Source organism: Methylobacterium sp. AMS5 (assembly GCF_001542815.1).
Classification (GTDB): domain Bacteria; phylum Pseudomonadota; class Alphaproteobacteria; order Rhizobiales; family Beijerinckiaceae; genus Methylobacterium.
On sequence record NZ_CP006992.1, the window covers coordinates 850,001 to 871,936 of the forward strand.

The following is a 21,936-nucleotide window of genomic DNA, read 5'->3' on the forward strand; positions in this document are numbered from 1 at the left end:
GCGCGCGCCACGACGTGCCGCGCCCGACGATCGAGGATATCATCCGGATCTTCAGCTACGACATCGACTTCCAGCGCCGTATCTCTTCGGGCGACGGAATCGATCTGTTCTACACCTACGACGAGGAAGCCGGCCTCGCCGCCGCCGAACGGCCGGAACTGCTCTACGCCGCGCTCAATCTCGGAGGCGAGTCGCGCAAGGTCTATCGCTTCCAGTCACCGGATGACGGCTCGATCGACTATCTCGACGAGCAGGGCCGCTCGCTGAAGAAGTTCCTGATCCGCAAACCCATCGCCGACGGCATCATGCGCTCGGGGTTCGGCTACCGGCGCCACCCGATCCTCGGCTATGCCAAGCTGCATACCGGCGTCGATTGGGCCAACCCGATCGGCACGCCGATCGTGGCCGCCGGCAACGGCACGGTCATCAAGGCGGAATGGGACTCGGGCTACGGCCGCCGGGTCGAGGTCCAGCACATCAACGGCTACGTCACGACCTATAACCACATGTCGCGCTTTGCCCGCGGGGTCAGCGCGGGCAGCCGCGTCCGGCAGGGCCAGGTGATCGGCTATGTCGGCTCGACCGGCCTCTCCACCGGCGCGCACCTGCACTACGAGGTGATCATCAACGGGCACTTCGTCGATCCGATGAAGATCCGCGTACCGCGCGGGCGCGAGCTCGACGGACGCCTGCTCGCCGAGTTCAAGCGCCAGCGCGACCAGACCGAGGCGACGATGCAGAAATCGAAGACCGCCACGGCGATGGCGCAGCGCGACGCGATGCGGTGAGGTTGCCTTCCTTACCGCTCTGCGGAGAAGTCAATGATCCCCATTTTCAACGACCGTCATCAAGTCGAACGTCCTGAGTGCGGTTTGCTCCATGAAGCACTCGCTCGATAGCGGCCCGGCAAGGGTTCCGCCCCGATAGACGTGATAGGGCCATTGACATGTTTGGCTGCGAAATTTCAGCCAAGACTGCTGTGCACCCTTCAAGTAAGCCTTACCGTCATCATCGAAGCCCACCATGGCTTGCTGATAGGTACGATTCAAAAGCTTGTCCCAAATTGCGTGCTCTCGGCCGATGCACGCGCTCATACCCATCGTGGTGGCGCCATCCTGCGTTTCCCGACAAGGTCCAGCCACGCTTCCGATGCAGGCGCGCCGCTGGGCTGACGTCTCCTTGCCCTTGAGGCACGCCTCGATCGCCGCCGAATCCTTTGCAGGTGAGGCAGGGCGATCCGCTTCCTGCGCGAGCGTCGGTGCGGCGAGCGCCCAGGCCGACAAAATCAGGATCGTGCGAAACGATCGCATCGTGCCTAGCCCCCTCATGGCCGCTCGCCGCTCTCCACGAATTCCCGAAGGGTCGCTGCGGCACAAGCCCTGTGAGACGCAGGATTAACACAACCGTGAGAACCCAAGCCGCGTTCGCACATCTTCGGCGGTAACGCCCCGGGCGCGTAGATCGGCGAGCGACTCGGAGCCCTTCGACTTGGCGAGCTTCTCGCCGTCCTCCGCCCGGATCAACCCGTGGTGGTGATAGGCCGGCGTGGGACGGCGCAGGAGGTGCTGGAGCAGGGCGTGCAGGTCGGTCGCCGCCTCCAGATCCTGCCCGCGCACGACATGCGTGATCCCCTGCACCGCGTCGTCGCAGACCACGGAGAGATGGTAGCTCGTCGGCACGTCGCGCCGGACGATCACCGCATCGCCCCAGCGGGCCGGATCGGCCCCGATCGTCTCCTCGGCGCCGTCATCGGGCGAGAAGCGGCGGATGAGGAGGGGATCGGCCAGCGTTCGGAGCGAGGCCGGCATGTCGAGGCGCCAGCTATGCGGCTCGCCTCGCCCGATGCGGACGCGTCGCGCGTCGGCGGACAGAGCGCGGCAGGTACCGGGATAGAGCGGGGCGCCGTCGGGATCGCGCGGAACCGGCGTGCCGCCGCGCGCCTGACGGGCCGCGACCTCTGCCGCGATCTGCCCCCGCGAGCAGAAGCAGGGATAGATCAGGTCCCTCGCCGCCAACGCGTCGCGCGCCGCGGCGTAATCCGCAAAATGCTCGGATTGGCGGTGGATCCGCCCATCGAAGCGGAGACCGAGCCAATCGAGGTCGGCCAGGATGCCCGCCACGAATTCGGGCCGGGCGCGGCCGAGATCGATGTCCTCGATCCGTAGGAGCAGGTGTCCGCCGAGGGTCCGGGCGATGCGGGCGTTCAGCAGGGCGGAATAGGCGTGACCGAGATGCAGGCGGCCATTCGGGCTCGGGGCGAAGCGGAGCCTCGGTTCTGGGACTGGCATCGTGTGTCCAGACACGCCAGGGCGCGCCTCCTTCAGGGCTCTCCGGCGCCGCGCAGGCAGGTCACGGGTCCGGGGGTGCAGGCGATGCCCGGCAGCGAACAGGCGGTCTCCTCGCCGATCCGGCGGCAGACCTTGCAGCCGTCGCCCCACTCGGCGCAGCTCGGATTTTGGGCCGGGCCCGATGCCGGAACGGTGGTCGGCGCGGGTTGATGGGCCGCACGGGGCGCCAGGGCTCCGATCAGCACGGTTGCCGCCACGAGAGCGATCACGCTCCATGTCACCGTGCGGTCGAGACGGGCGGTCTGCGGATCGGTCGAGGGTTCTGCGGCCATGGCCCGGTGTTGGCGCGGATGCGGCGGGACTGTCAACGCCGCGGCGTCAGACCGGCGCGGGGTCCGGTTTCAGGGACCTGTCCAGGCTTGAAACGCAGGGGGCACCGACGCCCCGTGCAACCAGAGTGGGAACTTCCGGCACGCTCATTGCGATGCCGCTGGCAGGAACACGAAGAAGCGGTCCTGGGGAGGAGAGATCGACGCCAGCACGGAGCCTCCACGCATGCTCTACGGCCTCTACTTCCTGACCTGCATGGTCGCGAACCCGACCCATTGCGTCATGCGGGTTCACCGCTTCAACGAAGACATCGTTACGCCGCAGCAATGCCTGTCGGTCGCCCAGCCGCAGATGGCGGCGTGGCAGAACGCCCATGGCGACCGCTGGCGCGTCGCCCGCTTCCGCTGCGGCTCACCCCCGCGGGATGACGGGACACGGATCTGATCACCCGCATCCCGCCCTTTCCTCAGGCCGATTCGGCCGGCTTCGCAGCGGTGCCCGCCAGCGCCGCCGCGACGGCACGGGCGAAGGCCACCGGATCGCGCGGCGTGTCGCCGTCCTGAACGCGGGCGAGGTCGAGCAGCGTGCCGGCCTCGGCCTTCAGATCCTCGCCGGCCTCGGCCCGCTCATTGAGCGACCGGATCAGGGCGTGGCGCGGGTTGATCTCCAGGATCGGCGCGGAACCACCAAAGCCGCGGCCGGCCCGGCGCAGCAGGCGCTGCATCTGGAGGTCCGGCCCCATGCCGGAGGCGGCGAGCACCACGGCGCTGTCGACGAGGCGGTCGGTGGTGCGAACATCGGAGACGTCCGGCTCCAGCGCGAGTTTGAGGGCCGCCACGAGCCTATCGAGCGCGGGCGTCGCCTCGGCCGTCTCACCCTCGGGCTTGAGCTTGGCGAGGTCGGCCGACCCTTGCGTGACCGAGCGCAGGGGCTTGTCCTCGAACTTGCCCAACTGCTCCGGCCAGAACGCATCGACGTGGTCGGAAAGCAGCAGAACCTCCACGCCGCGGGCGCGGAAACCTTCGAGCTGGGCGGAGTTCTTGAGCGCCTCCACATCGTCGGCGACGAGGTAGTAGATCGCCTCCTGCTCGGGCTTCATCCGCGAGACGTATTCGGGCAGCGAGGTCCAGCCTTCCTGCGTAGAGGAACGGAAACGCAGCAGCGGCGCGATCTCGGCGCGGCGCTCGAAATCCTCGTAGATGCCTTCCTTCAGCACCGACCCGAAATTCTCGAAGAATTTTTGGTATTCCTCGGCCTTCTCGGTGTTCTTCGAGCGGCTCGACAGCTCGTTGATGACGCGGGTGGTCACGGCGCGACGGATCTTGGCGAGCGTCGGCGTCGATTGCAGCATCTCGCGGGAGACGTTGAGCGGCAGGTCGTCGGTATCGACCACGCCGTGGACGAAGCGCAGCCAGTTCGGCAGCAGCTCGGCCTCGTCGGTGATGAACATGCGCCGCACATGCAGCCGCACCTTGGAGCGCCGGTCGTCCTCCATCGGCATGAACGGCTTCATGCTCGGCACGAACAGGAGGCCGGTGAATTCGAGCGCGCCCTCCGCCCGCCAGTGCAGGGTCGCCCAGGGCTCGTCGAAGCCGTGGCTGACGGTGCGGTAGAACTCCTTGTACTGCTCTTCCGTGATCTCGGATTTGGGCTTGCGCCAGAGCGCGGTGCCGCGATTGGCGGCTTCCTCCTTGCCCTCCGCGTCGCGGATCGCGATCGGCACGGCGATGTTGTCGGCCCATTTGCGCACGACGTGGTCGAGCCGGTAGCTCTCCAGATACTCGTCGGCGTCCTCTTTCATGTGCAGCACGATGTCGGTGCCGGGCTGCTCCCGGCTCGCCGGCTCCAGGGTGTAGCTGCCCTTGCCGTCGGAGGCCCAGGTCCAGGCCTCCTCGCTGCCCGCCCGGCGCGAAGTCACGGTGACGCGGTCGGCCACCATGAAGGCGGAGTAGAAGCCGACGCCGAACTGGCCGATCAGGCTCGGGCGCTGATCCTCGCCGCCCTCCGCCGCCCGCTCGCCGAGCGCCTGCGAGAAGGCGCGGGTGCCCGAGCGGGCGATGGTGCCGAGGTTCTGCGCCAGATCCTCCTTGCTCATACCGATCCCGGCATCGGAGATCGTGAGCGTGCGCGTCGCCTTGTCGGGGGCGATCAGCACCCGGGCGTCGGAGGGGAGCGCCAGGGCCTCGTTGGTCAGCGCCTCGAAGCGGCGCCGGTCGGTCGCGTCGGCAGCATTGGCCACCAGCTCGCGCAAAAAAATCTCGCGGTCGGAATAGAGCGCGTGGACGACGAGGTCCAAAAGGCGCCCGACCTCGGCACCGAATTCGTGCCGCTCTACCGTCTCGCTCAAAGGCCACTCTCCCCGTCTGGCGTGCCGCCCCGGAACACCTGCGCCGATGCGGCGGGTGTTTCGAGGAACACGCGAAAAAGCGGGGGCGATATGCCCATGGCGCGACGGCAATTCAATCGCCGCGGGCGTGTGCCGGCGGCGAAATTGTCGCGTTTCAGGCCGCCAAAGCCGTCGGCGATGCCGCGCTCACGGCTGGCGCGGCCTCGATGCGCTGGTGCACGGTGTCGAACGCGGTGCGGATGGCCACCAGCGCATCCTCGACGGCGACCAGGGCAGCGAGCTGCATATTGCCCGGAACTTCGCCGACGCGGCGCGTCGCGACGACAATGGAATGCTCGAGCCTCAACAGTTCTTCCTCGGCACTCGCACCGGAAAGATCAGCCAACCGCTGCAGCGCGGCTTCCAAAGCATGGCGCAAGACAAGTGTTCTCACGCGATCCTGAAGGATCGCCCGTTCGTTCTGCTTCATGTGCGGAGATACCTGCCGATTCGCGAGGACGATCATGTCATCCCGCCCGCACCGGCGCAGTTCCTTTTCTGCAACATTTGCGAGAAGGCAGAGGTGCCACCCGGAACCATTTCGGCATTTCAGGAATCCGCACGGCTCCGGCACATCCTGAGGGCGCATCCAGGGCGGTCTGCGATCCTGCGGGAGCCGGTCGCGCGATCGAGGAATGCCGGGGGTGCGCGGTGGCAGGGAGCACGGCAGTTGCTCTCCGTCCCCGCCCGTGGTCCTGATCCTGCCTCCCGGCCCGTCCGATCTCAGGTTTCGTCAGAGTCCGTCATGCCCGACACGCCCGTCTTCGCCCATGCGGCGGTCGCCGCCCCCCACGCGCTGGCGGCTTCGGCCGGGCAGACTGTGCTGGCGCAGGGTGGCAACGCCATCGAGGCGATGGTCGCGATGGCCGCCGCCATCGCGGTGGTCTACCCGCACATGAACGGCATCGGCGGCGACGGCTTCTGGCTGATCCGCGAGCGGAACGGCCGCGTGCGTGGCATCGAGGCCTGCGGACCGGCCGGCCAGCTCGCGACCCGCGCCCGCTACCGGGAGAAGGAGCTCAACGCGATCCCCTCCCGCGGTCCCGACGCGGCGGTGACGGTCGCCGGGACCATCGGCGGCTGGCGCCTCGCCCTCGACATGGCCCGCGCCTTCGGCGGCCGGCTCCCCCTCGATACGATCCTCGCCGACGCCATCCGGCACGCCCGCGCGGGCTGCCCGGTCTCGGCCTCGGAGGCACGCTACGTGCCGAAGGAGCTCGACACGCTGCACGACGCGCCGAACTTCTCGAAAACCTATCTCGATGACGGCAAGCCCTACGCGGCGGGCGCGATCCGGACCCAGCCCAAGCTCGCCGACACCCTGGCCCAGCTCGCCCATGCCGGGCTCGACGACTTCTACCGCGGCGATATCGGACGCGAGATCGCCAGCGACCTGGAGCGTCTCGGCGCCCCCGTCACCCGCGCCGACCTCAAGGCCTACGCGGCCAAGGAGCGGGCACCGCTGACCCTGCGGCGGCGCGACGCCACGCTCTACAACTTTCCACCGCCGACCCAGGGCCTCGCGGCGCTGATCATCCTCGGGATTTTCGACCGGCTGAACATCGCTGAGCCGGAGAGCACCGCGCATTATCATGGGCTGATCGAAGCGACGAAGCGCGCCTTCGCCATCCGCGACCGCTTCGTCACCGACTTCGACCGCCTGAAGGGCGACCCGGCCGCCTTCCTCGATCCGAAGCGCCTCGACCGCGAGGCGGCCCTGATCGACATGCGGCGTGCGGCGAGCATCCCGGTCCGCTCGGGCGAGGGCGACACCGTGTGGATGGGCGCGATCGACAATGAGGGCATGGCCGTGTCCTTCATCCAGTCGGTCTACTGGGAGTACGGCTCCGGCACGGTGCTGCCGGGAACCGGCATCTGCTGGCAGAACCGCGGCATGTCGTTCTCGCTCGATGCGAACGCGGTGAACCCGCTGGAGCCGGGCCGGCGCCCGTTCCACACCCTGATCCCGGCGCTGGCCGCCTTCGACGACGGCCGGGTGATGTCCTACGGCTCCATGGGCGGTGACGGGCAGCCACAGTTCCAGGCGCAGATCTTTACCCGCTACGCCGATTACGGGATGTCGGTGGCCGATGCCGTGGACGCGCCACGCCTGCTCTACGGCCGCACCTGGGGCGCCGAGTCGCTGAGCGTGAAGGTCGAGGACCGCTTCGATCCGGCCTGCATCGCGGCGCTCCGGCGCCTGGGCCACGACATCGAGGAACTGGGCGGCGCCTATATCGACTCGCTGGGTCATGCCGGCATGCTGGTGCGCCATGTCAAAGACGGGCGGATCGAAGCGACACACGATCCGCGCTCCGACGGTGGCGCGGCGGGGCTTTGAGCCGAAACCCGGCTTGCCCCGCGCCGAGTGGGCGGTACCCTTCGCGCAAAAGCGCGTCCGATCGCCGGACGCGACCGGAGGAGTGATACGCGAGGAGATATCCTTGGCCCACTTCATCAACGACCGCGCCAGCCTCGTCACCGCTGCCATCGACGGGCTCGTCGCGGGCAGCGGCGGGGCGCGGGCCTCGGGATCGAAGTGAGTGGATCGACGATGAGCACCCTGAACCAGGACCAGAGCGACTACTGGAACGGCGAGGTCGGGCAGCGCTGGGCCCTCTACCACGAAGCACTGGACACCGCCTTCGCGCCCTTCACCGCGGCCTTGTTCGCCCGCGCCGCACTCGCGCCCGGCGCCCGCGTGCTCGATATCGGCTGCGGGGCAGGCGACACGGCGCTCCGCGCCGCGCGGCAGATCGGGGGCGGCGGCCACGTCACCGCCGCCGACCTGTCCGAGCCGCTGCTGGCCGTCGGCCGCGAGCGGGCGGCACGGGAGGCGCCGGGCGCCGCCCCGATCGATTGGCTTCGGGCCGACGCCCAGGATCACGCCTTCGGCACCCGCTTCGATCACGCCCTCTCCCGCTTCGGCGTGATGTTCTTCGAGGATTCCACCGCGGCCTTCGCCAACATCCGCCGCGCCCTCGTGGCGGACGGGCGACTGAGCTTCCTCTGCTGGCGGAGTATGGCGGAGAACGCCTGGGTCACGCTGGCGCGGGACGCGGTGCTGCCGATCCTGTCCGAGGCCGAAGCACCGCAGCCGGGCGCGCCGGGCCCCTTTCGTTTTGCCGCACCGGAGACGCTGCTGCCTATTCTTGAGGCAGCCGGTTTTCACGCCGTCGAATGCGAGCCCGTGGATCGGACGATGCGGGTCGGCGACACTTCCGAGGCAGCGGCCGACTTCGTGACGACCCGCGGTCCCATCGCCCGCCTGCTGCGCGAGCGAGAGCCGACCGTGAAGGACGCTGCCTTGAAAATCATCACGGAGCTGTTCCGAGACCGCTTCGGGTCCGGCCCGGTGGAACTCGGCGCCGCCTGCTGGCTCGTCACCGCCCGAACCTGAGGTTCGCCCCTGGCACGCCCCTTGCTCAAGCCCAGCGCCGCAGGGGAGTGAATGATGAATACAATTTCTGATCGTACGCGGTGGATCCAGCTCGGCCTGGGTCTCCTCGTCATGATGACGATCTCCAGTCCGCAATATGTCTGGACGCTGTTCGTGAAGCCGTTCCAGGCGACCACCGGCGCGAGCCTCGCCGCCGTGCAGGTCGCCTTCACGATGCTGATCGTGCTCCAGACCTTCTTCTCGCCGGTGCAGGGCTGGCTGATCGAGCGATTCAGCGCCAAGGCCATGATCGCCCTCGGCGCCGCCCTGTCGGGGCTTGGCTGGGTCGCGGCCTCCTACACCGACACGCTGTGGGGCCTCTACGCGACCTACGGCCTGCTCTGCGGCCTCGGCACCGGCATCGTCTATGTCGGCGTGGTCGGGCTGATGGTGCGCTGGTTCCCCGAGCGGCGCGGCTTCGCGGCCGGCGTCGTGGCAGCGGGCTACGGCATGGGCGCGATCGCCACCACCTTCCCCATCACCGACATGATCGCGGCCTCGGGCTACCGCCACACGCTCTTCGTGTTCGGCGCGGTCATGGCCGTGATCGGCGTCGCCGCAGCGCTCGGCCTGCGCACGCCGAAGGCTGGCGAGACCCCCGCCATCCCCGCCGACAAGGTGGCGAGCGCCGCCCGCGACGTGGCCCCGGCTCAGATGCTGAAGACCCCGCTATTCTGGCTGATGTTCGCCATGATGGCGATGATGTCGACCGGCGGCCTGATGGTGGTCGCGCAGTTCTCCGCCTTCGCCAAGGAATTCGGCGTCGCCGACGCCATGGTGTTCGGCTTTGCCGCACTCCCTTTCGCGCTCACCTTCGACCGCATCACCAACGGCCTGACGCGCCCCTTCTTCGGCTGGGTCTCGGACCATGTCGGCCGCGAGAACACCATGGCGGTGGCCTTTGCGCTCGAAGCCGTCGCCATCGGCCTGCTGCTGATGTTCCGTGAGAACGCCTACGCCTTCGCCCTCCTCTCGGGCGTCGTGTTCTTCGCCTGGGGCGAGATCTTCTCGCTCTTTCCCTCGACGCTCACCGACACCTTCGGCACCAAGCACGCGACGACGAATTACGGCTTCCTCTACATGGCCCAGGGCGTGGGCTCGCTGCTCGGCGGCCCCGTCGCCGCGCTGATCCACGACGCGCTCGGAAGCTGGGTGCCGGTCTTCGGCATCGCCATCGGCCTCGACCTCGTGGTGGCGGCGCTCGCGTGGTTCGTGCTCAAGCCCGCCCGTCGCGCCTATCTCGGCGTGCCCGGACCGGCCGTGCCGGAGATGGCCGCGCCGCTGGCCGCCCGCCCGGCGGTGGGCTGAGGCGCAAGTCCGATCCCAGCCCCTGGCCGTTCCGGCCGGGGGCGCGTAACGAAGTCCGCGAGACGGCTCCCGTCATCGCGGACTTTTTTGCATGCAATCGACGCTGCGGCAGCCGCCGCCATGACGGCGCCGTCACTTGTGCCTGATCACGCCCCCTGGCTCGCCGTCGTCGGCATCGGCGAGGACGGGCGGGCGGGCCTTTCGCCCGCCGCCGCCGCCGCTCTCGATACGGCGGAAGTCGTCTATGGCGGGCGACGCCACCTCGCCCTGGCGGCGCCGCTGGCCGCCGAGACCCGGCCCTGGCCGAGCCCGATCGACACGGCCTATCCCGGCATCCTGGCGCGACGCGGCCGGCCGACCTGCATCCTCGCCACCGGCGATCCGTTCCATTACGGGATCGGCGCCGAACTGGCCCGGCTGGTGCCGGCGCACGAGATCCGCGCCTTCCCGCAGCCCTCCGCCTTCAGCCTCGCCGCGGCCCGGCTCGGCTGGTCGCTGCCCGAGACCGCCTGCCTCACCCTGCACGGACGCGACCTGTTCGGCATCGTGCCGCATCTCCAGCCCGGCGCCCGCATTCTCGCCCTGTCCTGGGACGGCGCGACGCCCGCGGCCGTCGCGCATCTCCTGGCCGAGCGCGGCTGCGGCGGTTCGCGACTGACCGTGCTCGAAGCCATGGGCGGCCCGAATGAGCGGGTTCGCGAGGCGCGCGCGGAAAACTTCGATCTGAGCGAGGTCGCCGCCCTGAACACTCTCGCGGTCGCGGTGGAAGCGGCGCCCGGCGCCCGGATCGTGCCGCTGAGCCCCGGCCTCGACGATGCATGGTTCGAGAATGACGGCCAGCTCACCAAAGCCGAGATCCGCGCGGTGACGCTCGCGGCCCTGCGCCCACGGGCCGGCGAGACCCTGTGGGATCTCGGGGCCGGCGCCGGCTCGGTCTCGATCGAGTGGTGCCTGCGCCATCCCGCCAACCGCGCCGTCGCGGTGGAGCGCCGCCCGGACCGGGCGGAGCGGATCGCCCGCAACGCGCGGGCGCTCGGCGTCGCGCCCCGCCTGCAGGTCGTCGTCGGTGCCTCGCTCGCGGCTTTGTCCGCCCTCCCCTCCCCTCGGGCGGTCTTCGTCGGCGGCGGCGGCGCCGAGCCCGGCCTGCTCGCCGCCTGCCGGGAGGCGCTCCCGCACGATGGCCGCTGTGTTGCCAACGCCGTCACCCTGGAGGGCGAGGCCGCCCTGCTCGCGGCCTTCAGTGAGGCCGGCGGCGCCCTGCGCCGGCTCTCGGTCGCCCACGCGGTGCCGGTCGGCGGCCTCACCGGCTGGCGCCCGGCCATGCCGATCACGCAGTGGGTCTGGACGAAGCCGTGACCCCGCCCAGCGTCGTCGCCGGCATCGGCTTTCGCCGGGCGACGACGGCCGCGGAGATCGTTGCGCTTCTGCGCCGCGCCCTCGGTGAGGCCGGGCTCGCATCCGGACAGCTTGCCGCTATCGCGACGGCCGCGGACCGGGCCGGCGAGCCGGCGGTCCGCGAGGCCGCGGCCGCCTTCGGCCTCGCGCCGACCGCCCTCGATGCGGCGGCCCTGACCGCGGTGGATGCGCGGGTCGTGACCCGCTCGGGCCGGATCGAGGCGAGCCGCGGCGTCGGCTCGGTGGCGGAGGCGGCGGCTTTGGCCTGCGCCGGCCCGGCGGCGCGCCTTGTCCTGCTCCGCATCGCCAGCGCGGGCGCCACCTGCGCCCTCGCCGTTGCGGACCGGGCGTCAAACCTTCCTTAACCGAGACATCGAAGAGGCCGCCCGGCGAAGGGAACCTTTCACGCGCTTGCGGCCAGGATGGCCGCGTGCAGCAGGGAGGGGCGGGCGGTGACGGACCTATCGGTTTCCACTCTGCAATTCACCGATTTCCTGGTGTTCGGCGCCTGCGCCGCGATCTTTCTCTGCGCGTGGCTGCTGCACCGGCAGAAGACCTACTTCCTCTGTTTCGGGGCGAGCTACGCCGTCTGCGCGATCATGGCCGTGTGGTTCGTCGATTTCGGCTATTACGGCAGCATCTGGTCGCCGTTCGGCTGGTCGCTCGCCGGGGCGACCTTCTGGATCGGGCTCCGGCTCTTCGACGGGCGCGCGGCGGTGACGGGGCCGATGATCGGCCTGTTCCTGCTCCCGACGGCGACGCATCTCGGGCTCACGCTCGCGGGCGGCAGCTCCACCCTGGTCAATGCCGGCAGCACGATCGCCTACGCCATCCACGAGGCCGCGGCGGCCGTTTATGTCTTCCGAAGCTCACCGCGGCGATCCCCGCTTCGCCACCTGATCGCCGGGGCCCTGCTCGCGATCGCGCTGGCGATCTGCCTGCCCCTGCTGCCGGTATCCGAGGCGTCGGTTCGCCTGTCCGTGATCGCCATCTTCATCGTCGATCACATCACCTCCATCCTCCTGACCACGGCGATTCTCGCCCTTGAGGCAGAGCGGGCCTATGCCGCCGTCGCGCGGATGGCACGGACGGATGCGTTGACGGGCGCTCTGAACCGGCAGGGCCTCGCAGCCGAGACCGGCGGCGTGACGGAGGCCGGCCTCATCGTCGCGGACCTCGATCATTTCAAAGCGATCAACGACCGGTTCGGGCATGCTGCGGGCGACGCGGTGCTGCGCGACTTCGCCGCGCGGGCAGCCGCCCTCCTGCCCGAGGGCGGCCATCTCGCGCGGTTGGGCGGCGAGGAGTTCGGAATCGTGCTGCCGGGGCGCGATCACAACGCGACGACCTATCTCGCCGAGCGCCTGCGCCGCGCGGTCGGCGGCGCGCCCGTCCCCTGGAAAGGATCGGCCGTTCCGATCACGGTGAGCATCGGCGTCGCGATGCTCGGGGCCGGCGAGGCCCTGAACGAGAGCCTGGAGCGTGCCGACAAGGCCCTTTACGACGCCAAGACCGACGGGCGGGACCGCGTCCGGGTCGCGTGAGCGCGCCGCTCCGGAAGAAGGGGTGGGCGGGCACCGCTGCCACCTTCCGCGAAGCCCATCCCTCAGCCTGCCCGGTCGCCGCCCGACAGGCTGCCGATCCGCTCTGCGGCGAAGCGCTCGCGCAGCCATGAAGCGGCGGGGCCGCAGGGCCGCTGCTTGTGCCAGACCAGTTCCAGGGCGATGGGGCAGTCGCCCTTGTCGAACTGCAGGTCCGGCGTGGCGAGATACGGTGCGGTGAGGGACGAGGCGATGACGTGATCGGTGACGAAAGCCCAGCCGATCCCGTGTTTCACCATCTCCAGGATCACCCAGTGGCTCTCCACCCACCACACCTCGGCCGCCACCCGCAGACGGCGCTTCTCCGGCCCGTCGCTGCGCGCGGCGACAAGGATCTGGCGGTGGCGTTTCAGTTCCTCCCACTCCACCCGCGCCTTCGCGAGAGGGTGGTCGCGTCCGCAGACGAGCTTGAGCGGCACCCAGCCGATGGTCTGGAAGCCGAGTTCCGTCGGTAGGATCTCCTGGCGCCACATCACGCCGAGGTCGGCGGCGCCGGACTGCACCATGCGGCTGACATCCTCCATCAGCGGGAAGAGCAGCTCCAGTTCCACGAAGGGGAAGGCCTGAGCGAAGTCGGCGAAGAGGGCGCCGAGCGCGTGCTCGGGGTAGAGTTCATCGATGGCGACGACCAGCCGGTTCTCCACCCGCTGCTCCAGGCTGCTCGCCACGCCGATCAGGTGCTCGCGCCGGTCGAGCACCACGCGCGCCTCCGACAGCAGCCGCTCCCCCGCCGGGGTGAGCACCGGGTTCCGGCCGGTTCGGCTGAACAGCGCCAGCCCCAGATCGGCCTCGAGATTGGCCACCTGCGTGCTGACGGCCGATTGTGCCTTCCGCAGCACGCGGGCGGCACCCGAGAACGACCCGGCCTCGGCGGCCGCCACGAAGGCCTGGAGTTGGTCGAGCGAGACGGCCATTCATCTGATTTCCAGATACGTCCTAACTTGGCGATCGGGGTATCGCAGATAGAAGGCGGCGGACCAACCCAGACCTTCCGGGCCAATCCGGACCTTTCCAGGCCAATCCATGCGCACCACACGCGACCGTCTCCGTCACGCCCTCCTGTTCGAGATGTTCGGCCTCGCGCTCATCATCCCGTTCGGCACGGTGCTGTTCGGGCTGCACGCCTCGGAGATGGGGGTGATCGGCGTGGGCAGCGCCATCGCCGCAACCGTCTGGAACTACGTCTACAATCTCGGCTTCGATCGCGTGATGCAGCGGTGGACCGGGCACACGCGCAAGAGCCTCGTCCTGCGGGTGGCTCACGCCGTGCTGTTCGAGGCCGGGCTGCTCATGATCCTGATGCCGCCGATCGCATGGTATCTCGGCATCGGCCTCGTCGAGGCCTTCGTCATGGATCTCGCGATCGCGGCCTTCTACGTGGCCTACGCCTTTCTCTTCAATCTGGCCTACGACCGGGTTTTCCCGCTGCCGGGCTGGGGCGAGGTCGCGGCGGAACCGTCCCGCTGAGCCGTCCTCCCTCAGCGCCCGGCCGTAACCTCGGCCATCGTCTCTCCCCAACGGGCGTCCCGATGCTGTAAGCGGGCGTCATGACCGTCCATTTCATCGGCGCCGGGCCGGGCGCCGCCGACCTCATCACCGTGCGCGGCCGCGACCGGATCGCCGCCTGCCCCGTCTGCCTCTATGCGGGCTCGCTGGTGGCGCCCGAGATTCTGTCGTGGTGCCCGAACGGCGCACGCATCATCGACACCGCGCCGCTCGATCTCGATGCGATCATGAACGAGATCGGACGCGCGCACGCCGCCGGCCAGGATGTGGCGCGGCTGCATTCCGGCGACCTCTCGGTCTGGAGCGCGCTGGCCGAGCAGACCCGCCGGCTCGACGCGCTGGACATTCCCTACACGGTGACGCCGGGAGTTCCCTCCTTCGCCGCCGCCGCCGCCCTGCTGCGGCGCGAGCTGACCGTGCCGGGGCTGACGCAATCGGTGGTGCTCACCCGCACCTCGGGCCGGGCGAGCCCGATGCCGGAGCGCGAACAGCTCTCCGCCTTCGCGGCCACCGGCGCGACCCTGGCGCTGCATCTCTCGATCCATGTGGTCGAGCCGACCTGCGCCGGTCTCGTCCCGTTCTATGGGCCGGATTGCCCCGCCGCAGTGGTGTTCCGCGCGACTTGGCCCGACGAGCGGGTGCTGACCGGGACGCTGGCCACCCTTCCTGCCTGCGTCCAAGCGGAGAAGATCGAGCGCACCGCCCTGATCCTGGTGGGACCGGCGCTCGACCCGTCGGATTTCCGTGAGAGCGCGCTCTACGCCCCCGATTACGACCGCCGCTTCCGCCCCCGCGGCGCGATCGGTGCCAGTGGCGCACCATCGGACGAGGCTGCCTCGTGACCCCCGCCCCCGGCCTCCTCGTCGCGGCGCCGCGCTCCGGTTCCGGCAAGACCACGGTGACGCTCGCGCTGATGCGGGCACTGCGCCGCCGCGGCGTGGCGATCCGCGGCGCAAAATGCGGGCCGGACTACATCGACCCCGCCTTCCACGAGGCGGCGACGGGCCTGCCCAGCCTCAACCTCGACAGCTTCGCCATGCCGGACGCGCTGCTCGATGCCTGCGCGGGCCTGAGCGCGCGTGAGGCCGATCTCGTCGTCGCCGAGGGCTCGATGGGCCTGCATGACGGCATCGTCGCGGGCGAGGGCCGCACGGGCGCCAACGCCGATATCGCCGCGCGCTACGGCTGGCCGGTGATTCTGGTGCTCGACGTGTCGGGTGCCGCGCAATCGGCGGCGGCCGTGGCGCTCGGCTGCGCGGCCTACGATTCGCGCATCCGGATCGCGGGCGTGATCCTCAACAAGGTCGCGAGCCCGCGTCACCGCCGTCTGGTGGAGGCAGGGCTGTCGCGGGTGGGCCTACCGGTGCTCGGCGCCTTCCCGCGCGAGGCGGGCCTCGTCCTGCCCGAGCGCCATCTCGGCCTCGTCCAGGCCGGCGAGACCGCCGACCTCCACGCCCGCCTCGACCGGCTCGCCGATCTCGCGGAAACCGCCCTCGACCTCGACGCGATCCTTGCCGTGGCCGGCGGGCACGCCCCCGTCGCAACCGATGGCCTGCCGAGGCCGCCGGCACAGCGGATCGCGGTGGCGCGGGACGCCGCCTTCTCGTTCCTCTATCCGCACATGCTGGCCGGCTGGCGTGCGGCCGGCGCCGAGATCGTGCCGTTCTCGCCGCTGGAAGACGAGGCGCCGGGGGCCGATTGCGACGCCTGCTGGCTGCCCGGCGGCTACCCCGAACTGCATGCGGGCCGGCTCGCGGCGGCACAAAGCTTCCTCGGCGGCCTGCGGGACTTCGCGCAGACACGGCCGGTCCACGGCGAGTGCGGCGGCTACATGGTTCTGGGCGAGAGCCTGGAGGATGCGGACGGGTTCACCCATCCGATGTGCGGGCTGCTGCCGGTCGCGACCTCGTATCGGCGGCGCAAGCTCCATCTCGGCTACCGCGTCGCGCATCTCCTCGACGACGGGCTGCTCGGCGTCGCCGGCACGCGCCTCGTCGGGCACGAGTTCCATTACGCGAGCGAACTCACGCCGGCCCCGGGGGACGACCTCGCGCTCGCGCGGGTGACGGATGCGGAAGGGGTACCGCTCGGCCTCGCCGGCCACCGCCGGGGCCGCGTCACGGGCAGCTTCTTCCATCTGATCGCCGGAACGGCGGACGCATGATGCGGGCGAGCCCCGTATCATGCCCTCCGAACGTCGGCAGAGAGTGCTCGGGGTAATGCGCTCTTCGACGTCGATGCCGGTTCGACGAGGGAGAGCACGAGGCCAAGCACCGGCCGCTGCCCATGCCGCCGCCCCGCTGCCGTCAGGCCGGCCGCGCCTCTACGGCGTCGACGACGACTTCCGGGTCCTTCTTGCGGCCGAGGCGGGCGGCGCTGCGCACGATCGCCAGAACCTCGCGGCGCATCTGATCGTCCTCGATCGTCGCGAAGGCCCGCAGCAGATCGACGGCCCCGTGCGCCCGCAGGAAGCCGAACACCTCTGTCTGCTCCTGGGCGGCGGCGCCATCGCCTTCCTCGAAGAAGGCGGAGACCGGGACCTCGAGCAGTCGTGCGATCTCGCGCAGGCGCCCGGCGCCAACACGATTCTGGCCCTTCTCGTATTTCTGGACCTGCTGGAAGGTCACACCCACCGCGGTCCCGAGCGCGGTCTGGCTCAAGCCGCGTGCCTTGCGCAGCGCGGTGATCCGGAGCCCGACGAGGCGGTCGACATCGGTTGTCTGTTTCGGCATCATCTTACGACACGGTCCCTGTTCGATGTCGCGGACCGACCCAAGGACCTTAGGTCGGCAGCGCTTGAGCCTTGGCCAGCGTCTTCGGGTATCTCGAAACGCTTCTACTACCGGGTCAGGTCAGACAGATGCGTTTTGGAGGCAACCGTATCGCAGGGGTTTAGCCTAGCCGCAGCATCACCATGAAGTGCATACGCAATGCAAGAGCCTACCTGTTGCCGGATGAAAGTTTTCGGTTTTCCGATAGGTTTCTGTTCACTAGACGTTCCTGCAGCGAGATCGACGACTCCATCCGGAGTTTGCTGGGATTTCTCACGAATTCGCTGAGGCAGCCCCCCTGCAAGCCACAAGCGGTGCGCAGGGCACTACCTCAGCTTACGATCGAAACTACGTAGAGTCATCATATTCGAGCGGTCGCGTCGGGGCCGGCTCGCTCAGATCGGGAGCGTCACGGCATGTTCATCGCAATGAACCGGTTCAAGGTCGTCAAGGAATCGGCGGAAGACTTCGAGCAGGTCTGGCTCGGACGCGACAGCCACCTCGGCGAGATGGAGGGCTTCGTGGAGTTCCATATGCTCAAGGGGCCGGAGGCGGAGGACCACATCCTCTACGCCTCGCACACGGTCTGGCGCTCGCGCGCCGATTTCGAGGCGTGGACCCGCTCGGAACAGTTCCGCAAGGCGCATGGCCGGGTGCCCGGCACCAAGCCGCTCTATCTCGGCCACCCGCAATTCGAAGGCTTCGAGTCGATCCAGACCCTCGCCCGGCCGCAGAACGAGCAGGCCGCCTGAGCGCCTCGTCCCGGACATCGGATCCGGGGCGAGGCTCCACTTCCTTGCCCTCGTCCGGTGCTCGAGCATCGTGCTGGAAATCAAATCCAGGACGATGCTCGAGCCTCTTGTTGTCGCATCATCTTGTTCCGAAAGCCGGAGGCCACCTTTCGGGATGATGCCTTAGCCTCTTGTTGTCGCATCATCTTGTTCCGAAAGCCGGAGGCCACCTTTCGGGATGATGCTCTGGGAAAATCGACCGAGGGCGTCGCGGGGCGATGCCCCGGGGCGGATGCGCAGGCGCCCGGCCCCGCGGAGGCTTCACCGCAGCCGCGGCAGGAACACCGCCATCAGCCCGAGGGCGGGGAGGAAGGCACAGAGATCGTAGACCCGCTCGATGCCGACATGGTCGGCCACCTCCCCGAGCAGCGCGGCGCCGAGGCCGCCCATGCCGAAGGCGAAACCGAAGAACAAGCCGCCGACGAGCCCGATCCGGCCCGGCAACAATTCCTGTGCATAGACCAGGATCGCCGGCATGGCGGACGCCAGAATCAGTCCGATCGGCACAGAGAGAATCACCGTCCAGAACAGATTCACGTGCGGCAGGGCGAGCGAGAACGGCAGCACGCCGAGAATCGAGATCCAGATCACGAGCTTGCGCCCGAAGCGGTCACCGATCGGGCCGCCGAGAATCGTCCCCGCCGCCACTGCTCCGAGGAAGACGAACAGGTAGACCTGTGCGAGCGCCACCGGCACGCCGAAACGGTGGATCAAGTAGAACGTGTAGTAAGAAGAGAAGCTCGCCATGTAGAAGTATTTGGAGAAGATCAGCCCCAGCAGGATCGCGATCGTCGCCACGATCCGCGTGCGGCTAAGGCGGCCGGATGCGGCGCCCGTGCCCTTCCGGGTGGTTCGCGGCATCGTGGCGAGCCGCTGCGCGTACCAGCGGCCGACCGTGCCGAGCATCAGGATGCCGGCGAGCGCGGCGAGGCAGAACCACGCGACGCTGCCCTGGCCATGCGGCACCACGACGAAGGCGGCGAGCAACGGCCCGAGTGCCGTGCCGGCATTGCCGCCGACCTGGAACACCGACTGCGCCAGACCGTAGCGGCCGCCCGAGGCGAGCCGCGCGACCCGGCTCGCCTCGGGATGGAAGATGGCGGAGCCGAGACCGATCAGCGCCGCGGCGGTGAGCAGGGCACCGTAGGCCGACGCCACCGACAACAGGGCGAGCCCGGCCAGCGACAGCACCATGCCGACGGCCAGCGAGTAGGGCAGCGGGCGCCGGTCGGTGTAGAGGCCGACCGCCGGCTGGAGCAGCGAGGCCGTCCCCTGGAACACGAAGGTGATGAGGCCGATCTGCCCGAAGTCGAGTTGGAAGCCCGCCTTGAGCAGGGGATAGAGCGCCGGCAGAAGCGATTGGACGAGATCGTTGAGGAGGTGCGAGAGGCTGAGGCCCAGGAGCACCGCCAGGGCCGGGGAGGCCTGTCCGCGCGCTTGGGCCGGTGTCGTTACGGCAAGCTCGGGCGAGCCGGGCACTGGATTCTCAATCGCTTCGGCTCTCATGCCGCACTCCGTCCGGAGAGCGGTCCGCACCGATGACCGGACGGCCCTCCCGCATTGATTTGTTCAAAAAATAAGTGCTGATCTTTCAAGGCCTCGCACCGCGATGCCACTGATTCCCTCGTAGAATGCGCGTCTTCCGTCTCACATCGGCCGCCGATCGTAACCAGGGGGATCGATCGGGGGCCCGTCCGCGTTCGGCCCGCACAGCGCGACGGGTCCGGCTGTCTGGAGAATCGATCCGAGGATCGGGCATCCGGAGGGCCGGGCTTTCGTCCGTCGGCTCGTATGTCAGTCCCGTTCAGCCCGAGCAACGGCAACGGCCCGCATCCGGTGCGCGGCTTGCGCGGGCAGCCGCAGAACCGGGCGCGGCGACCGAAAACGTCCCGCGTCGGGACACTTCACCGCCCTAGGGCAGCACAACGCGGGACACATGTTTCACGAGCCCCCCCCTCAGCAGTACCAGCGGCTGCCCAGTGACGGGGTGAGCCGCTCCGTCTGGGCCTCGCTTCTGCCGCGGCGGCGGCGCATGGCCCTGCGCGTGGGCATCTCGGCCTCGCTGCTGGCGGCCGATCTCGTGGCGATCTTCGCGGTCGGCTTCGCGGTGGATGCGGCCTACCACGCCTATATCGGCGACGGGGAGCTGATCCCGCTGACGAAAAGCATGAACCTTCAGACGGCCGGCTTCCTGTCCCTGATCGTCGTGCTGACCAACCTGGCCCGCGGCGAGTACAGCATCGAGCGCTGTCTGTCGCAGACGCCACACCTGCAGCGCCGGGCGACGCTCTGGCTCATGGCCTGGGCGGTCGCCCTGCTGGTCGGCTTCGCGACGAAGACGACCCAGGACTTCTCCCGCGTCGCCTCGGTCGCCTTCTTCCTCGCCGGCCTGCCGGTCACGATCCTCGTCCGCGCGGCGACGGTGGCGATGGTACGCCGCAGCAGCACCTCCGGCTCGCCCTCCGTTAGCCGCGTCCACCTCGTCGGCTACGAGGAGGACGTGACGAACTTCTACGCCAACAACGATGTCGAGGCGCTGGGATTGCGCATCGTCGGGACGAGCTACCTGCGCCGCCCGGAGCCCACCTCCGGCACGGGGAACGCGGAGATCTTGCTTGCCGAGGATCTCGACCTCGCGGTCTCGGTGGTGCGGTTCCTGCGGCCCGACGACGTGTTCGTGCTGGTGCCGTGGTCGGAGCCCGCCGACATCGAGCGCTGCATCGATGCCTTCCTGCGTGTGCCGGCCGCCCTGCACCTGCGGCCCGGCACGATGATGGACCGCTTCCCCGATCTGCAGGTCGCTCGGGTCGGCCGGCTGGCGGGCATCAATATCGGCCGCCGTCCGCTCTCGGTGGGCGAGATTCTGCTCAAGCGCGCCTTCGACGTGACGCTGGCCGGGATCGGGCTGCTGATGCTCGCCCCCCTGTTCGTCGCGCTTGCCGTGCTGATCAAGCTCGACAGCCCCGGCCCGGTCTTCTTCCGGCAACGGCGCTACGGCTTCAACCAAGAGGCCTTCGGCGTCTTCAAGTTCCGCAGCATGAAGGCGGCCCCCGACGCCCCCTTCCGGCAGGCCTCGCGCAACGACGAGCGCATCACCCGGATCGGCGCCCTGCTGCGCCGGACCAACCTCGACGAGCTGCCGCAGCTCCTGAACGTGATCCGGGGCGACATGTCGCTCGTCGGCCCCCGCCCGCATGCGCTGGCGCATGACCGCAGCTTCGAGCGCCGCATCGCCCTCTACGCCCGCCGCCACAACGTGAAGCCGGGTATCACCGGATGGGCGCAGGTGAACGGCTTTCGCGGTGAGACCCTGACCGACGCGGCGATGGAGAGCCGCGTCCAGGCCGATCTGCATTACATCGACAACTGGTCGCTCTGGCTCGACATCACGATCCTGTTCCGGACGATCGCCTCGCCGCGCGCCTACCGCAACGCGTGCTGACCGCTACGCGCGACCCGCCTCGTCCGGCAACGCGTCCCCGCGCCCGCGGCAGGCGCCGCACTCCCCCTCGACTTCCAGAATCCGGCTCGTCGGTGTGAAGCCGGCCCCGGCCAGCGTCCGGTCGAGGGCGCTCTCGACGGCCGGGGCGGTCATCTCGTCGATACCGCCGCAGGTGCGGCAGATCAGAAAGACGAGGCCCGCCCCCGCGCCGTGCTCGTGCCCGCACGAGACGAAGGCATTGCGGCTGGAGATGCGGTGGACGAACCCCTGCTCGGTGAGAAAATCGAGGGCGCGGTAGACCGACACCGCCGCGACCCGGCGCCCGGGGACGCTCATCCGCTCGGCGATGTCGTAGGCGCCGAGCGGCTTATGCTCCGCCGCCACCGCCGCGAGCACGTCCCGCCGCAGCCGCGTGAACTGCAAGGCGCGCGCCTGGCAGAGCCGCTCCGCCCGCTCGATCACGTCCTCGGCCGAGACGGCATGCCCGCCGCAGCCGGACGCGCCATGACCGTGATGGTCGTGCGCGTGCCCGTCGCCGTGGCTGCCGTCGCCTCGGCTGTGCTCCTGCCGCGCGTGACCGCGCATCCCGACCTCTCCGGTCTCGGCGCCCGCTGTCGCCGCTTAGAGTACCTCACGAAACGCCCGATCACCGATCGTCTCCGTTCTGGGCACGGCGGCG

Annotated in this window: 22 protein-coding genes (1 of these 22 running past the window's edge); 13 read left to right on the forward strand and 9 right to left on the reverse strand. The window is 69.4% G+C overall.

Annotated elements, in window-relative coordinates:
* Window positions 1–788, forward strand: partial view of a M23 family metallopeptidase gene (locus Y590_RS03985; RefSeq protein WP_060768743.1) — the final stretch only. It extends 1,306 nt beyond the left edge of the window; 788 of the gene's 2,094 nt are visible here — the last part of the coding sequence; its start codon lies beyond the left edge, outside the window; the stop codon is at window positions 786–788.
* 30 nt (window positions 789–818) lie between these two features.
* Here the strand turns inward: Y590_RS03985 and Y590_RS03990 are convergent, their stop codons facing one another.
* From Y590_RS03990 to Y590_RS04000, 3 genes are all read right to left on the reverse strand, one after another.
* Window positions 819–1,310, reverse strand: a complete 492-nt coding sequence (locus Y590_RS03990; protein ID WP_060772142.1) for a lysozyme inhibitor LprI family protein — start codon at window positions 1,308–1,310, stop codon at window positions 819–821.
* An 84-nt stretch (window positions 1,311–1,394) separates the two neighbouring features.
* A complete protein-coding gene (gene gluQRS / locus Y590_RS03995) occupies window positions 1,395–2,288 on the reverse strand; it encodes a tRNA glutamyl-Q(34) synthetase GluQRS (protein ID WP_060768744.1) in 894 nt (297 codons plus the stop codon).
* A gap of 32 nt (window positions 2,289–2,320) precedes the next feature.
* Window positions 2,321–2,620, reverse strand: a complete 300-nt coding sequence (locus Y590_RS04000; protein WP_060768745.1) for a hypothetical protein — start codon at window positions 2,618–2,620, stop codon at window positions 2,321–2,323.
* Window positions 2,621–2,843: 223 nt separating this feature from the next.
* On the opposite strand from Y590_RS04000, the gene Y590_RS04005 reads away from it, so the two are divergent.
* A complete protein-coding gene (locus Y590_RS04005; RefSeq protein WP_003605291.1) occupies window positions 2,844–3,062 on the forward strand; it encodes a hypothetical protein in 219 nt (72 codons plus the stop codon).
* 22 nt (window positions 3,063–3,084) lie between these two features.
* Here Y590_RS04005 and htpG read toward each other — a convergent pair whose 3' ends face one another.
* The gene (gene htpG / locus Y590_RS04010; RefSeq protein WP_060768746.1) at window positions 3,085–4,965 is read right to left on the reverse strand and encodes a molecular chaperone HtpG; all 1,881 of its coding nucleotides are present in this window, start codon (window positions 4,963–4,965) and stop codon (window positions 3,085–3,087) included.
* 154 nt (window positions 4,966–5,119) lie between these two features.
* Window positions 5,120–5,434 carry a hypothetical protein gene (locus tag Y590_RS04015; protein WP_060772143.1) on the reverse strand — a complete coding sequence of 105 codons (315 nt, stop codon included), beginning with the start codon at window positions 5,432–5,434 and terminating at the stop codon, window positions 5,120–5,122.
* Between the two features lie 315 nt (window positions 5,435–5,749).
* Here Y590_RS04015 and Y590_RS04020 point away from each other — a divergent pair, with 315 nt between their 5' ends.
* The 6 genes from Y590_RS04020 (at window position 5,750) to Y590_RS04045 (ending at window position 12,690) form a co-directional block, all read left to right on the forward strand.
* Window positions 5,750–7,345 carry a gamma-glutamyltransferase family protein gene (locus tag Y590_RS04020; protein WP_060768747.1) on the forward strand — a complete coding sequence of 532 codons (1,596 nt, stop codon included), beginning with the start codon at window positions 5,750–5,752 and terminating at the stop codon, window positions 7,343–7,345.
* Between the two features lie 213 nt (window positions 7,346–7,558).
* Window positions 7,559–8,404 (forward strand): class I SAM-dependent methyltransferase, encoded by an 846-nt coding sequence (locus Y590_RS04025; protein WP_060768748.1) that lies wholly within the window; start codon window positions 7,559–7,561, stop codon window positions 8,402–8,404.
* A 54-nt stretch (window positions 8,405–8,458) separates the two neighbouring features.
* The gene (oxlT, locus tag Y590_RS04030) at window positions 8,459–9,751 is read left to right on the forward strand and encodes an oxalate/formate MFS antiporter (RefSeq protein ID WP_060772145.1); all 1,293 of its coding nucleotides are present in this window, start codon (window positions 8,459–8,461) and stop codon (window positions 9,749–9,751) included.
* Window positions 9,752–9,871: 120 nt separating this feature from the next.
* Window positions 9,872–11,107 (forward strand): bifunctional cobalt-precorrin-7 (C(5))-methyltransferase/cobalt-precorrin-6B (C(15))-methyltransferase, encoded by a 1,236-nt coding sequence (locus tag Y590_RS04035; protein WP_060772144.1) that lies wholly within the window; start codon window positions 9,872–9,874, stop codon window positions 11,105–11,107.
* Complete coding sequence (locus tag Y590_RS04040; protein WP_060768749.1) at window positions 11,086–11,511, forward strand: cobalamin biosynthesis protein; 426 nt, start codon at window positions 11,086–11,088, stop codon at window positions 11,509–11,511. The genes Y590_RS04035 and Y590_RS04040 overlap by 22 nt, the downstream gene beginning before the upstream one ends.
* Window positions 11,512–11,598: 87 nt before the next feature.
* The gene (locus tag Y590_RS04045; RefSeq protein WP_060768750.1) at window positions 11,599–12,690 is read left to right on the forward strand and encodes a GGDEF domain-containing protein; all 1,092 of its coding nucleotides are present in this window, start codon (window positions 11,599–11,601) and stop codon (window positions 12,688–12,690) included.
* Window positions 12,691–12,752: 62 nt separating this feature from the next.
* On the opposite strand, the gene Y590_RS04050 is transcribed toward Y590_RS04045, so the two are convergent.
* Window positions 12,753–13,661 carry a LysR family transcriptional regulator gene (locus Y590_RS04050; protein ID WP_060768751.1) on the reverse strand — a complete coding sequence of 303 codons (909 nt, stop codon included), beginning with the start codon at window positions 13,659–13,661 and terminating at the stop codon, window positions 12,753–12,755.
* Between the two features lie 109 nt (window positions 13,662–13,770).
* Here Y590_RS04050 and Y590_RS04055 point away from each other — a divergent pair, with 109 nt between their 5' ends.
* The 3 genes from Y590_RS04055 to Y590_RS04065 all read left to right on the forward strand — a co-directional run bounded on the left by Y590_RS04055 (window position 13,771) and on the right by Y590_RS04065 (window position 16,417).
* Window positions 13,771–14,214: a PACE efflux transporter gene (locus tag Y590_RS04055; protein WP_060768752.1), complete on the forward strand. Its 444-nt coding sequence runs from the start codon at window positions 13,771–13,773 to the stop codon at window positions 14,212–14,214.
* 80 nt (window positions 14,215–14,294) lie between these two features.
* Window positions 14,295–15,095 carry a precorrin-4 C(11)-methyltransferase gene (gene cobM / locus Y590_RS04060; protein ID WP_060768753.1) on the forward strand — a complete coding sequence of 267 codons (801 nt, stop codon included), beginning with the start codon at window positions 14,295–14,297 and terminating at the stop codon, window positions 15,093–15,095.
* Entirely contained in the window at window positions 15,092–16,417 is a 1,326-nt protein-coding gene (locus tag Y590_RS04065) for a cobyrinic acid a,c-diamide synthase CobB (RefSeq protein ID WP_060768754.1), read from the forward strand. Before cobM ends, Y590_RS04065 begins: the two co-directional genes overlap by 4 nt.
* Before the next feature lie 142 nt (window positions 16,418–16,559).
* Here the strand turns inward: Y590_RS04065 and Y590_RS04070 are convergent, their stop codons facing one another.
* On the reverse strand, window positions 16,560–16,988 hold the full coding sequence (locus Y590_RS04070) for a helix-turn-helix domain-containing protein (RefSeq protein ID WP_060768755.1): 429 nt from the start codon (window positions 16,986–16,988) through the stop codon (window positions 16,560–16,562).
* A 452-nt stretch (window positions 16,989–17,440) separates the two neighbouring features.
* Here Y590_RS04070 and hmuQ point away from each other — a divergent pair, with 452 nt between their 5' ends.
* Window positions 17,441–17,776: a heme-degrading protein HmuQ gene (gene hmuQ / locus Y590_RS04075; protein WP_003600446.1), complete on the forward strand. Its 336-nt coding sequence runs from the start codon at window positions 17,441–17,443 to the stop codon at window positions 17,774–17,776.
* 300 nt (window positions 17,777–18,076) lie between these two features.
* Here the strand turns inward: hmuQ and Y590_RS04080 are convergent, their stop codons facing one another.
* Complete coding sequence (locus tag Y590_RS04080) at window positions 18,077–19,321, reverse strand: MFS transporter (protein ID WP_060768756.1); 1,245 nt, start codon at window positions 19,319–19,321, stop codon at window positions 18,077–18,079.
* A 430-nt stretch (window positions 19,322–19,751) separates the two neighbouring features.
* Between Y590_RS04080 and Y590_RS04085 the strand changes: the two genes are divergently transcribed.
* Complete coding sequence (locus tag Y590_RS04085) at window positions 19,752–21,257, forward strand: sugar transferase (protein ID WP_060768757.1); 1,506 nt, start codon at window positions 19,752–19,754, stop codon at window positions 21,255–21,257.
* A 3-nt stretch (window positions 21,258–21,260) separates the two neighbouring features.
* Here the strand turns inward: Y590_RS04085 and Y590_RS04090 are convergent, their stop codons facing one another.
* The gene (locus tag Y590_RS04090) at window positions 21,261–21,842 is read right to left on the reverse strand and encodes a Fur family transcriptional regulator (protein WP_060768758.1); all 582 of its coding nucleotides are present in this window, start codon (window positions 21,840–21,842) and stop codon (window positions 21,261–21,263) included.
* Window positions 21,843–21,936 lie beyond the last annotated feature (94 nt).

Excerpts from the sequence above, each read along its gene's own strand:
- Y590_RS04080 (WP_060768756.1), bottom strand. The coding sequence starts at position 19,321 with ATGAGAGCCGAAGCGATTGAGAATCCAGTGCCCGGCTCGCCCGAGCTT.
- oxlT (WP_060772145.1), top strand. The coding sequence starts at position 8,459 with ATGAATACAATTTCTGATCGTACGCGGTGGATCCAGCTCGGCCTGGGT.
- Y590_RS04070 (WP_060768755.1), bottom strand. The coding sequence starts at position 16,988 with ATGATGCCGAAACAGACAACCGATGTCGACCGCCTCGTCGGGCTCCGG.
- Y590_RS04015 (WP_060772143.1), bottom strand. The coding sequence starts at position 5,434 with ATGAAGCAGAACGAACGGGCGATCCTTCAGGATCGCGTGAGAACACTT.
- Y590_RS04085 (WP_060768757.1), top strand. The coding sequence starts at position 19,752 with ATGTTTCACGAGCCCCCCCCTCAGCAGTACCAGCGGCTGCCCAGTGAC.
- Y590_RS04000 (WP_060768745.1), bottom strand. The coding sequence starts at position 2,620 with ATGGCCGCAGAACCCTCGACCGATCCGCAGACCGCCCGTCTCGACCGC.
- hmuQ (WP_003600446.1), top strand. The coding sequence starts at position 17,441 with ATGTTCATCGCAATGAACCGGTTCAAGGTCGTCAAGGAATCGGCGGAA.
- Y590_RS04025 (WP_060768748.1), top strand. The coding sequence starts at position 7,559 with ATGAGCACCCTGAACCAGGACCAGAGCGACTACTGGAACGGCGAGGTC.
- Y590_RS04020 (WP_060768747.1), top strand. The coding sequence starts at position 5,750 with ATGCCCGACACGCCCGTCTTCGCCCATGCGGCGGTCGCCGCCCCCCAC.
- cobM (WP_060768753.1), top strand. The coding sequence starts at position 14,295 with ATGACCGTCCATTTCATCGGCGCCGGGCCGGGCGCCGCCGACCTCATC.
- Y590_RS04035 (WP_060772144.1), top strand. The coding sequence starts at position 9,872 with ATGACGGCGCCGTCACTTGTGCCTGATCACGCCCCCTGGCTCGCCGTC.
- Y590_RS04055 (WP_060768752.1), top strand. The coding sequence starts at position 13,771 with ATGCGCACCACACGCGACCGTCTCCGTCACGCCCTCCTGTTCGAGATG.
- Y590_RS04005 (WP_003605291.1), top strand. The coding sequence starts at position 2,844 with ATGCTCTACGGCCTCTACTTCCTGACCTGCATGGTCGCGAACCCGACC.
- Y590_RS04090 (WP_060768758.1), bottom strand. The coding sequence starts at position 21,842 with ATGCGCGGTCACGCGCGGCAGGAGCACAGCCGAGGCGACGGCAGCCAC.
- Y590_RS03990 (WP_060772142.1), bottom strand. The coding sequence starts at position 1,310 with ATGCGATCGTTTCGCACGATCCTGATTTTGTCGGCCTGGGCGCTCGCC.
- Y590_RS04050 (WP_060768751.1), bottom strand. The coding sequence starts at position 13,661 with ATGGCCGTCTCGCTCGACCAACTCCAGGCCTTCGTGGCGGCCGCCGAG.
- gluQRS (WP_060768744.1), bottom strand. The coding sequence starts at position 2,288 with ATGCCAGTCCCAGAACCGAGGCTCCGCTTCGCCCCGAGCCCGAATGGC.